General features: G+C 67.5%; 7 protein-coding genes and 1 pseudogene. 2 read left to right on the top strand and 6 right to left on the bottom strand.

Annotated elements, in window-relative coordinates; translation table 11 throughout:
* Positions 1-236: 236 nt before the first annotated feature.
* A pseudogene (locus tag Q8M82_RS22510) lies at positions 237-1,595 on the bottom strand (alpha,alpha-trehalose-phosphate synthase (UDP-forming)); the annotation flags it as partial.
* Between the two features lie 286 nt (positions 1,596-1,881).
* Here Q8M82_RS22510 and otsB point away from each other — a divergent pair.
* Positions 1,882-2,676: a trehalose-phosphatase gene (gene otsB / locus Q8M82_RS22505; protein ID WP_305693523.1), complete on the top strand. Its 795-nt coding sequence runs from the start codon at positions 1,882-1,884 to the stop codon at positions 2,674-2,676.
* A gap of 2 nt (positions 2,677-2,678) precedes the next feature.
* On the top strand, positions 2,679-4,520 hold the full coding sequence (locus tag Q8M82_RS22500; RefSeq protein WP_305693522.1) for a glycoside hydrolase family 15 protein: 1,842 nt from the start codon (positions 2,679-2,681) through the stop codon (positions 4,518-4,520).
* Positions 4,521-4,633: 113 nt separating this feature from the next.
* Here Q8M82_RS22500 and Q8M82_RS22495 read toward each other — a convergent pair whose 3' ends face one another.
* The 5 genes from Q8M82_RS22495 to Q8M82_RS22475 all read right to left on the bottom strand — a co-directional run bounded on the left by Q8M82_RS22495 (position 4,634) and on the right by Q8M82_RS22475 (position 11,559).
* Entirely contained in the window at positions 4,634-5,833 is a 1,200-nt protein-coding gene (locus tag Q8M82_RS22495; protein WP_305693525.1) for a M20 family metallopeptidase, read from the bottom strand.
* A 116-nt stretch (positions 5,834-5,949) separates the two neighbouring features.
* Positions 5,950-8,724, bottom strand: a complete 2,775-nt coding sequence (locus Q8M82_RS22490; protein WP_305693521.1) for a tetratricopeptide repeat protein — start codon at positions 8,722-8,724, stop codon at positions 5,950-5,952.
* A gap of 89 nt (positions 8,725-8,813) precedes the next feature.
* Positions 8,814-9,320, bottom strand: coding sequence for a DinB family protein (locus Q8M82_RS22485; protein WP_305693520.1), 507 nt, complete (start codon positions 9,318-9,320; stop codon positions 8,814-8,816).
* A gap of 12 nt (positions 9,321-9,332) precedes the next feature.
* Positions 9,333-10,556, bottom strand: coding sequence for an NAD(P)/FAD-dependent oxidoreductase (locus Q8M82_RS22480; protein ID WP_305693519.1), 1,224 nt, complete (start codon positions 10,554-10,556; stop codon positions 9,333-9,335).
* A gap of 88 nt (positions 10,557-10,644) precedes the next feature.
* Positions 10,645-11,559 (bottom strand): LysR family transcriptional regulator, encoded by a 915-nt coding sequence (locus tag Q8M82_RS22475; protein ID WP_305693518.1) that lies wholly within the window; start codon positions 11,557-11,559, stop codon positions 10,645-10,647.
* Positions 11,560-11,631: the final 72 nt, after the last annotated feature.

The following is an 11,631-nucleotide window of genomic DNA, read 5'->3' as shown; positions in this document are numbered from 1 at the left end:
GCAGGCGCGGCGGCGGCTTTGGGGCGAAGGCGCCGGCCCTGCCCGGCCGCGCGCGCGGACGTGTCATCGCCGGCGGCCGCCTGCGGCCGCATTGTCTTGGAGCCCGTCGTCTTGGACCGCTTCGTCTTGGGCAGGTCTTTTTTGGCTGCCGGTTTGGCCGGACGCCGCGCTTTCGCGGCGGTACTGGGCTCGTCCTTCGGGGACAGGATGTCGGATGGGGTCATGTCGATGCCCGAAAGGGCATCGAGGTAGCGCTGCGTCCACCAGCCGATATCGGTCGCCTCGATCCTGGCATAAAGGCGCTCGAAGCGCCGGATCCGCTCGGAGATCGGCATGGCGAGCGCGGTACGGATGGCCTCGGCGACCTCGTGCAGGTCGTAAGGATTGACGATCAGGGCCTCGCCCATCTGGTGGGCTGCGCCGGCGAAGCGCGACAGCACAAGCACGCCCGGATCGGCCGGGTCCTGCGCGGCGACATATTCCTTCGCGACGAGGTTCATCCCGTCCCGCATGGGGGTGACCAGGCCGACCTGGGCGCGGCGGTAGAAACCGGCGAGCGCATTGCGGGAGTAGGCCTTCTTCACGACGCGGATCGGCGTCCAGTCGAACTCGCCCAGCGCTGCATTGAGGCGGCCGGCGACCTCGTCCGACTGCCGGTCGAGCTCGGCATATTCTGGCACGTCCGAGCGCGAGGGCGGCGCGATCTGCAGCAGGCCGACGCGCCCGCGCTGGTCGGGGTGGCTGCGCAGGAAGTGTCCGAAGGCCTCCAGCCTTTGGACGATGCCCTTGGAGTAGTCGAGGCGATCGACACCGATCACCAGCTTGCGCTCGCCCAGCGACTGCCGCGTCGTCTTCAGCGGTGTCGTCGCCGAGCGGACGGAGGCAGCCGCGAGCTTGCGGAAGGCTTCGACATCGATCCCGATCGGGAAGGGCTGGATGATCGTCTCGCGGCGCCCGACGCGGACCTTGCGCCCGTCGCTGCGGGCGCCGCTCATCGCCGAAAGACAGCCGATCAGGTTCGAAACGTCGGTCGCTGTCTGGAGGCCGACGAGATCATAGGCCATGACGGTGCTGGCCAGCGTGGCGGCAAAGGGCAGCGCCCCGAACATCTCGGCGGGAGGCCAGGGAATATGGTGGAAATAGCCGATCCGGTTGGTCACGCCCCGTCGACGCAATTCCGCTGCCAGCGGGATCAGGTGATAGTCATGGATCCAGATGATGTCGTCGGGCTTCAGCAGAGACATCAAGGCCTTCGCGAAGCGGCGATTGACGGCAAGATAGCCGGCATAATCCACCCGCGAGAACTCGGTGAGCCCGAGGCGATAATGCATCAGCGGCCACAGGGCGCGGTTCGAGAATCCGAGATAGTAGGACTGGCGCTCCGCCTCCGTGAGGTCGGTGACGGCATAGGTCACGTTGCCACGCTCGACGATCGTCGGTGTCGTCGTCGTTTCCTTGACGCTTCCGCTCCAGCCGAACCAGAGGCCTCCCTGCTTCTCCAGGGCCTCGCGCAGCGCCACCGCCAATCCACCAGCGGCAGCCTTCTCGTTCCGCTCGGGAATGGTGACACGGTTCGAGACGATGACGAGGCGCATGGTGGCAATGGTCTCCTGTGGTCGTCCACCCGCTGGCGCAATGATCCGAATTCGGCGGGAGGGGCAGGAACAGAACGCCTGCCGCGGCGTAATGTTTCGATGGAGCCGCGGCCAATTTCGGCATCGCGACGGCAAAGCTGTGGACAGAAGAAGGCGGCGTCGGCGGCCAAATGTCAAATCGCGATGTTGAAGATGCGCTCAATTCGAGCCTACCAATAGCCGACGCGGGACCGCTGCCGACTTCACCCAGAGATCAAAACCTCTTTAGTTCGAACGGGCTATTGCAATGACCTTGACTGCCCCTCCTGCCGAACCCCGTCTCGCCCGCTGGGCCGCGGACCGTCGGGACATCGCGCTCTTCCTCGATTTTGATGGCACACTCGTCGAGATCGCCCCCTCACCTGCGGATGTGAAGCTCGACCGGCGGGTTCCGGCGGCGCTCGACACGCTCCGGAGCCAATTGTCGGGGGCGTTGGCGCTGGTCTCCGGGCGGCCGATCGCCTTCCTCGATTCGGTGCTGGAGCCCTACCGATTCGATGTCGCCGCCCTGCATGGCGCCGATATCCGCCTCGGAGGCCAGGTGCAGACCCAGCCGCCCCCGTCGCCCGAGATGCGTCAGGCGGTGCGCGATCTGGTTCGTTTCGCCAACAGCCATGTCGGGATCATCGTCGAGGACAAGGACATCTCGGTCGCCCTGCACTGGCGCCTGGCCCCGCACGTGCATGATGAGGCGCTCGATCTGATGCGCGCCATCGCAGGCCGGATGGCACCGCTCGTCAGGCTGCAGGAGGGCAAGGCCGTGGCCGAGCTGGTTCCCGCCGGCGCCAGCAAAGGCATCGCGATCTCGCAACTCATGGCGGGTTCGCCCTATGCCGGCCGCGTGCCTGTCTTCATCGGCGACGACGTGACCGATGAACACGGGTTCGAGGCGGTGAATGCCCTGGGTGGCCTTTCCATCCGCATCGGCGATGGCGAGACGCAAGCCGATCTGCGCCTCGCCTCGCCGACCGCACTTCGTGCCATAATGCTGGGCGCCGCCGAGCGCGGCAGCCTTACGGCCTCCAGCTTCTTTCAAGGATGACGATGACTGTTTCGACGATGCCTGCGGGGCCCCATTCGGCCTCGCTCGACCTCGGCGTGATCGGCAATTGCTCGATCGCGGCCCTTATCGACCGCCGTGCCCGGATCGTCTGGGGCTGTTTCCCCCGCTTCGACCGGGATCCCGTCTTCTGCGCGCTGATCGACAACCAGCCCGAGGACGGCGATGCGATGCCGCGGAAGGGCGTCTTCGCGATCGAACTCGTCGGCATGACGCGCTGCGAGCAGAGCTATCTCGACAATACCGCCATCCTCTCCTCGGTCCTGTCCGACGATCACGGCAATGCCATCGAGATCCTCGACTTCGCGCCGCGCTTCGTGCGCTACGAGCGCTTCTTCCGGCCACCACAAATCGTGCGCCGCGTGCGCCGGATTTCGGGACGGCCGCGCATTCGTGTCGTCGTCAAGCCGGCGCTCGGTCTGGGCGAGGGCGCCGACGAGGTCACCCGCGGTTCCAACCATGTGCGCTTCGTCGGCGCCGACCAGACCATTCGCCTGACGACGGACGCGCCGATCTCCTACGTCGTCGACGGCGTGCCCTTCGCGGTGGAGCGGCCCTATTCGTTCTTCATCGGCTCGGACGAGGCTCTGCGTGCCGAAATCGAGGAGACCTCACGAGAGTTCCTCGACAAGACGACCGACTACTGGCGCGACTGGGTGCGCTCGCTCTCGCTGCCCTTCGAGTACCAGCGCGAGGTCATCCGCGCGGCGATCACGCTGAAGCTCTGTGCCTTCGAGGAAACCGGTGCGATCGTCGCAGCCTTGACCACGTCGATTCCCGAGGCTCCGGGAACGCAGCGCAACTGGGACTATCGCTATTGCTGGCTGCGGGACGCCTATTTCGTCGTCCATGCGCTGAACCGGCTCGGCACAACCCGGACGATGGAGGATTACCTCGGCTTCATCACCAACATCGTCGATACCTTCACGGAGAGTGGCGCCGAGCACCTGCCGCCGCTCTACCCAATCACGCGCGGGGGAACGCTGCGGGAATTCGAGGCGCCGACCCTGTCGGGCTATCGCGGACATCAGCCGGTGCGCTTCGGCAACGGTGCGGCGATCCAGATCCAGAACGACGGCTATGGCGCGGTGGTCCTGGCGGCCACGCATGCCTTCTTCGACCAGCGCCTGATCCAGCCCGGCAAGGAATCGCTGTTCGGGCAGCTGGAACGAATGGGCGCACTCGCCATCGCCTATTTCGACAAGCCCGATGCCGGCCCCTGGGAACTACGAGAGAAGGAAGCGGTCCATGCCTTCTCCAGCGTGATGTGCTGGGCGGCCTGCGATCGGCTCGCCCGCATCGCGTCCACGCTCGGCCGCGCCGACAGGAGCGATTACTGGGAAGGCGAGGCCGCGCGGCTCAAGGCCGTCATCCTCGACCACATCTGGAATGCGCAGAAGGGACACCTCGTCTCGACCTTCGGCGGCGAGGATCTCGACGCCACCCTGCTGCTCGTCGCCGAACTCGGCTTCCTGAAGGCGGACGACCCCCGCTATGTCGCGACTGTCGACGCGATCGGCCGCGACCTGACACGCGGCGACCTGCTGCTGCGCTACGCGACGCAGGACGATTTCGGCTACATGCACACCGGCTTCCTGATCTGCGCCTTCTGGTATGTCGATGCGCTGCACGCCATCGGCCGGCGCGAGGAGGCCAAGGCCCTTTTCGGCCGCATCCTGCAGCGGCGCAACAGCTTCGGCCTGCTGTCGGAGGACGCCGATCTCGAAACGGGTGAGCTCTGGGGCAACTTCCCGCAGACCTACTCGCATGTCGGCATGATCAACTCGGCGATGCGGCTGAGCCGAAACTGGGAAGAGGCCTTCTGACCGGGGAAGCGTCATGGTCGGGCTTGCCCCGACCATCTCGTGAAGGAGACCCTCCGGCCGGAGATGCTCGGGTCGCCGCTTCGCGTCGCCCGAGCATGACGGGGTCCCGCACCTCACTCCATCAGCTTGGCCGCGCGCATCACCGACAGCGCCAGAACCTGCGCCGCCGGCACGATGCTCTCGACCTCTAGGAACTCGTCGGGCGTATGCGCCATCCCGCCGATCGGACCGACGCTGCACAGCGTCGGGCAGCCCTGCGCCGCGGTGAAGCCGGAATCGGCGCAGCCGCCGGTGAACTCGGCGATGGTCGCGATGCCGAAGCTCGCGGACGCTTCGCGATAGGTTTCGAACAGCTTCTGCGAGTCCGACGTCCCTTCGAGCGGCAGGAACTCGCCCTTGATCGAGAGCACGGCGCCAGTGCCCGGAACGATCGGCGTCTCGACGATGGCGCGGATCGCGTCGACCAGCTCGCTGCGCTGAGCGGCGGTGACATAGCGCAGGTCGATCTCGCACCAGGCGTGCGGCGCGACCGTGTTGACGGTCTGGCCGCCGCCGATCAGCCCGACATTGACCGTGACGCCCTTCTCCAGATCGGTGAGGCCCTGGAGCTTCGGAATCTTGTGGCCGAGATCGACGATGGCCGAGGCGCCCTTCTCGTAATTCGCGCCGGAATGGGCGGGCTTGCCGGTGAATTCGGCCCGCATGAAGACGCCGCCCTTGCGGCCGCTTGTGACCGACTGGCGCCGGTCGCGGGCGAAATCGCTGCCGACCGGCAAGCGGCTCGGCTCGGCGTTGAAGACGCAGCGCGCTTCCCGCGCCGCCGCCTCGATCACCGGGCGCGAGGAGGGCGAGCCGATCTCCTCGTCGCTGGTCGTCAGCATCGTCAGCGGGGCCGAGAGGCCGCCGCATTCCGCAAAGGCCGCTGCGACGAAGGCCTCGATCACGATACCCGCCTTCATGTCGGCGACACCCGGCCCATAGGCGCGGCCATCCTTGATCGAGAACGGCCGGCGCACCGGCTCGCCCTTCGGAAAGACGGTGTCGCGGTGGCCGAGCAGCAGCACCGGGCGCTGATCGTTGGCGGTGGGGTTCGGCAGGCGCGCCTTGACGGCATCGCCATAGCGGCCATCTGGAATGATCTCGACCTCGAGCCCGTTGCGCTCATGGAAACGGGCGAGGACCTGCCCGGCGCGATCGACGCCCTCCTTGTCGTAGGAGCCGGAGTCCGTATCGACCATCTCACGCAGCAACGCGACCATCGCCTCCTTGCGGTCGGCGAGCCAGGCCGTGACCTTGGCTTCCTCGGGCGTCATCGCGCTCATCGCTCGTTCTCATGGTTCCGGACGGGACTAGTCCGGAGCTTAGACAACGCGCCAGCAGACGGGAAGCGCTTCGCCGCGGGCGGGGCTGCGCAAAAAGCGCGGAACACCTATTTCGGTGCGGCCATCTTGCGGATGAGCGCGTCACGCGCGGCGCGCGCCTGGCTCCGCAACGCCTCGTCGGTGGGTGTCCGGACCGGCTGTTCGAGCGCCTTGGCGTAATAGCCCAGCGCCAGCTGGTCCGAGGCGATCTCGGCATAGAGATCGCCCAGCCGCTTGTTGGCGAGCAGGGCGGCATCGGGCCTCCCTGCCGCGTCCTCGAACGCGCCGATGGCGCCCGGCGCGTCACCGCTGCGGCGTCTCAGTTCGGCCAGCGCCAGCAGAATCCGGGCGTCGTCGCTGCGGGCTTTGCGCGCCGCTTCCGCATCCGCCAGCGCCGCCTTCAGATCGCCCTGCCCGCTACGCGCCTCGATCCGGATCAGCAGCGCCTCTGTATCCGTTGTGCGCGCCGCCAGATGGACCGTCGCATCCTCGACCGCGCCTCCGAAATTGCCAAGCCCGAGCCTCGCCTTCGCGCGCAGCAAAAGCAGGTCCGCCTCGGGCGCGGGAGCCGCGAGGGCCAGGCCTGCAAAGCGTTCGGCCGCACCGAGATCACCCGTCGCCAGGTTTATGCGCGCGGCGAGCGCCTGCCAGCGCGGCTCATTGGGCTCGATGCGCAACGCCATCGCGATGTCGGTTAGGGCAGCCGGATTGTCGGTGGCGAGGGAAAGCCTGGCGCGCTCGCCATAGGGCCGGGCGCGGTCCGGCATGCGCCGGATCGCCTCGCTGAAATCGGCATGGGCGGCCCGGCTCTGGTTCAACTGAACACGGGCGAGCCCGCGATGCAGGAACAGATTCGCCATGTGCCCGGGCGTAATGCCCATGCTCGCGGCTTTGAAAGGGACTGCTACCGTCTCATCGATGGCGGCTGTCAGATCGGCGACCGCTTCGAGGGCATTGCCGAGCTGGGCGGAGGCGATCCCGCGGACGGCGCTGGCGCCGCTGTGGGCGCGATTGGTCGTGAGGGCAGCCGAGGCAACCTCACGTGCCGCAGCCGCTTCGCCACGTGCGAGGAGGGCCCGCGCGCGCAGCGCCCGACGCGTCATCTCGTTGCCGAGATGGCCCTGCGGCCGGCCGTCGAGGGCGGCCAACGCTTCATTCGTCTCGCCGTTCTCGATGAGGGCGATGACGAACAGATCGTCATCGAGAAACCGGCGGCTGTCCTCGGGCGCCACGCGCCGGATTTCCCGCAGATCGGCCAGCGCTGCCGCTGCGCGGCCGGCCATCAGATGCATCTTCCCGCGCATCTCGAGGGCATAGGGAGCCGTCCCGTCGCGATTGAGGATCTGGGTCAGGTCCAAGATGGCCGCCTCGTAATCCCCCTTGCCCTCGGCCGCGGTCGCGCGCGTCAGCAGGGCCTGCTCGTGCTCCGGCGACCCGGGCGACGCAAGACGCACGGCACTGTCGGCGTCCGCCCAGGCCCTTTCATAAGGCCGCAGATCCGCGTCGTAGCGATAGGCCGCCATGTGCCCATAGGCGCGGGCGATCGTCGCCGAAAGGTGATCCGGCGCCGCGGCCAAGGCGAGATCGAGATCGCCCAGTTGCTCGGCGAAAGGCCGTGCCCGCGAACGCAGGATCAGCCGGTCGGCCCGCTCCTGCGGCGTCGTTGCGGTTTCGACCAGCCGATCGCAACTCTGGAACCGCAGCGGATCGTCGCGCCTGTCGCAGCGCGTCTTCAGTTCGGCTTCGTCGAGATCGGTGACGAGGATCGGCTTGGGCTTGTCGAGTTCGACGACGAGGGAGGCATGGCGGGCGCGGGAGGCGATGTCGTAGGCCAACTTCGCATCGGTGCGCGCGGCCGAGGCCGCAAGGACCGCGCGGGCGGCCGATTCGTTGCCCGAAGTCAGCAGGATCTCCGCCTTGAGTTCATGGGCGTCGAACAGTAACGGGTCGAGTTCGATCGCCTTGTCTGCATCGGCGGTCGCCGCCGCGACATCCTTCATCGCCAGCCTGATCGCACCGCGCGTGGCATAGGCGCGGCCATAGCGCGGGGCCGCCTGGATCACCGTCTCGACGTCCGCCAGCGCGCCCTCGAGGTCTCGCCGGACAAGGCGCGCCCGGGCCCGGATTTCGGTGAGACTGGACTGGGTCGGGAAGGCCTGAAGGCCCTCCGTCGCTTCGCGGATCGCCGGATCGAAGGTGCCAAGATAGTACAGGCTGCGCGCTTTGGTGATGAAAGCCTCGGGGCCGCGAAACCCGGCGGCGCGGGCCTTGTCGATCTGCTCGACGGCATCGCCATAGCGGCCGGTCGAATAGTGCAGCAGCCCGACCATATAGGCGCTGCGCGCATGGTCCTTCTGCCAGAACAGGCCCTGGCGGAGATCGGCGCCCGCTCCGCTGAAATCATACTGCAGCATCTTCAGATAGCCGCGATTGGCGTAGTTGTCGGCATCGAACGGCGCCATCTCGATCGCTGTGGTGAAGTCCGCCATCGCGCCCGCGTTATTGCCCAGCCCGAAGCGGATCTGGCCGCGGTCGCGATAGAGCGCCATCGCCTTCGGCGCTAGCACGATCGTCTCGCTGTAGTCCTTCTCGGCCTCGGCCAGGCGGTTGAGGGCCCAATAGGCCTGGGCGCGGCTGAGCAGAGCCGAGGCTTTCGCCTTCCGGTCCCCACGCCCCTTGATGATCGCGGTGCAGGCGGCAATCGCCCGCTCGGTCTTTTCGGCCCTGCAGAGCGTGACGGTCTCGGCCTTCTGGGCGAGAGCCGGACTGGCGAGGAAGCCGAGGGCTGCAACAGACGCGACGAGCCCTGCGCAGGAGGCGATACGCGTGAACGAGCAGGCCATGCCAACCTCCCTCCTGCCTGGCTCACGCCAGCTTACGCAGAGGGAACGTAACATGAGGTCAGAATGCCGTCATGCGCTCGCGCGCCGGCTCAGACCTCCGGCTCCAGCAGCATCAGGTCGGTGTCGTCGGGCCTCGCACCGGCGGCCGTCAGCATCGCATGAATCTGGCCGCGATGATGGGTCTGGTGGTTGAAGAGGTGGGCGACCAACAATGCGCGCGGCTTGCGCATCTCGCGCTGCGTCGCGCCGGAAAACCAGACGAGGTCACCGGCCAGCCACTCGGGTGACACGTCGCGCGCCCACTCCAGGATCGTGTCGTCGAAGGCCTGCCGCTGCGCGACGAGGTCGGCCCAGTCGGCGACGAGGTCGGCGGATTCGTGGATGCGCAATGTCGGCTTCGGCGTGCCGGCAAAGCGCGAGAGCCACATCCGATCGGCCCAGAGCAGATGGCAGAGCGTTCCATGTATCGACTTGAAGAAGGCGCCGCGATCCTGACGACGGGCCGCCTCGTCCAGCGTGGCGGCAGCCTTCAGCAGGCTCGTGTTCTGCCAGGCGTTGTAGCGCGCCATGGTGCGGACATAGCCCGCGTCGATCATGGCCGCCTCCGTTCAGATGACGTTGGTTTCCAGCAACGGCCTGCCATCGACGATGCGCTCATGACCGAGATCGGAGAGGTCCAGCGTGCGATAGCCGCCGTGCAGGAGGTGCTCAGCGAGGCCGCGGCCCACCGCCGGCGCCTGCTGCAGACCATGCCCGGAAAAGCCGTTGGCGAGGTAGAGCCCCGAGAGGCCGACCGCAGGGCCGACAATGGCGTTGTGGTCGAGCTCGTTCATGTCATAGGGGCCGGCCCAGGCGCGGCCGGGCCGGATCTGCTCGAAGGCCGGGATGCGATGGGCGAGCGCCGGCCAGACGACCTCCTCGAAGAAGCCCCAGTCGACATCCTCGACATCCGCGTCGGTCTCGATCCACTCCCGGTCCTGCTCGGGCGTCAGCGGCGAGCAACTGCCGATAAAGAGCTGGCCGTCAGTGCCGCGCTTGCCCTCGGGCCGGCACCAGGAGCCGCTCCGGTCGATCAGCAGCGGGCAGTTGTCGACCTCGCCCTTGCAGAGGAAGGAGAAGACGTAGCGCTTCATCGACCGCACCGGGATCGCCACGCCGGCCGTGGCGGCGAGGCGAGCGCCATGGGTTCCAGAGGCGTTGACCGCCGCGCCGCAGGCGAGACGGCTACCGTCGGCGAGTTCGACGGCGACGACGCGACCACCCTCGACGATGTAACGCGTCACCTCTCCCTGGCGGTATTCGACGCCGAGCGACCGCGCCTTCTTGCGAAACGCTTGCAACACGGCCCAGCCGTCGAACCACCCTTCGCCGCTCACGCCGAAGCTGCCGCAGGCGATGTCCTCGGTGTTCATCCAGTGAAATTTGCTGCGCAGCATATCTGCAGCATAAAGCGCAATATCGGCGCCCTCGGCCGCCTGCAGCGCCTGGTTGGCGGCCAGCACCGGAGCCCCCTCCTCGCCCGCCAGATAAAGATAACCGCCCTCGTGCAGATCGATGACCGGCGCCTCGCCATCGACCACCAAATGCGCGCCGATGTTGCGCAGGAAGTCGATGCCATGCAGCGAAATCCGGATGTTCACCGCGCTCGAATATTGCTGACGGATCGAGGCGGCCGACAGCGCCGAAGCGGCGTAGCGATAGGTCGGGTCCTTCTCGACGACGACGATCCTGCCCTTGAAACCCGGATCGGCGGCAAGATGGTAGGCGACCGAGGAGCCGAGGGCGCCGCCGCCACAGATGACGACGTCGGCGGATTCGGACGAAGACGACATGACGGCATCCGGGCTGGCAAAGGCGCGCGCCGCACGCCCTGTTGGTGAACTAAGCGCATGAATGGCGCGTGCCGCCGGACTTGTCGAGTCAGGCCGTGGCGGCACATTCCCCGAGCAACCAGTCGCGGAAGGCGACGACGGCGGGCAGGTCTGCGCGGGTTTCCGGATAGACCAGGTAATAGCCCTCGGCCCCAATGACGGGCCGGTCGAAGGGAATGACCAGCGAGCCGGAGCGCAGTTCCTCCTCGACCAGGAAGCGCGGCACGATGGCGAGCCCCAGACCGGCGACGGCCGCCTGCGAGACCATGGCGAACTGCTCGAAGCGCGGCCCCATCAGCGCTCGCTGCGGCGGCAAGCCCTGCTGCTCCAGCCAGTTTGCCCAGGCGCGGGGCCGCGTCGATTGCTGCAGAAGCGAGCCCCTGAGCATGTCGGCGGGTTCCTTGAGGCCCAGGCGCGCCACCAGGCCGGGCGCCGCGACGGGTATGATCTCCTCCCCCATCAGCCGGTGCAGCCGCGCGCCGGGCCAGACCGGATCACCGAAATGGATTGCCGCATCGAGCGGCTCGCGGGCGAAGTCGAACGGCACGAGCTTCGTGGTGAAGTTGATGGTGATGCCGGGATGGGCCTCGGTGAAGCGCGGCAGGCGCGGGATCAGCCAGCGCGTGCCGAAGGTCGGGAGAATGGCGAGGTTCAGCACACCGCCAGCGCCCCGGAAGGCCATGGTCGAGACGGTCGCCGCCGCCAGACGCGAGAGCCCGTCCCGGATCTCAGCGGCATAGGCGGCACCGGCCGGCGTCAGCGTGACGCGCTGTCTCGCGCGCTGGAACAGCGCGACTCCCAGCACCGTCTCCAGATGCGCGACCTGCCGGCTGACCGCGCCCTGAGTCAGGTTCAACTCCTCCGCCGCACGGGTGAAGCTGCCATGGCGCGCCGCCGCCTCGAAGGCCGCCAGGGCGGACAGCGACGGCACGGTCAGGCGGCCTGGGACGATCTCGAGGTTCATGAGCCCTTCTCATCAAGTCGTGAGAACATATCGGTTGCCCGGGCAAGGCGTAAGGGGGCATTGTCCGGCATC

The organism is Allobosea sp. (assembly GCF_030694325.1).
GTDB lineage: Bacteria > Pseudomonadota > Alphaproteobacteria > Rhizobiales > Beijerinckiaceae > Allobosea.
The sequence above is the reverse complement of the archived record's forward strand: the minus strand, read 5'-3'. Positions and strand labels throughout refer to the sequence as shown.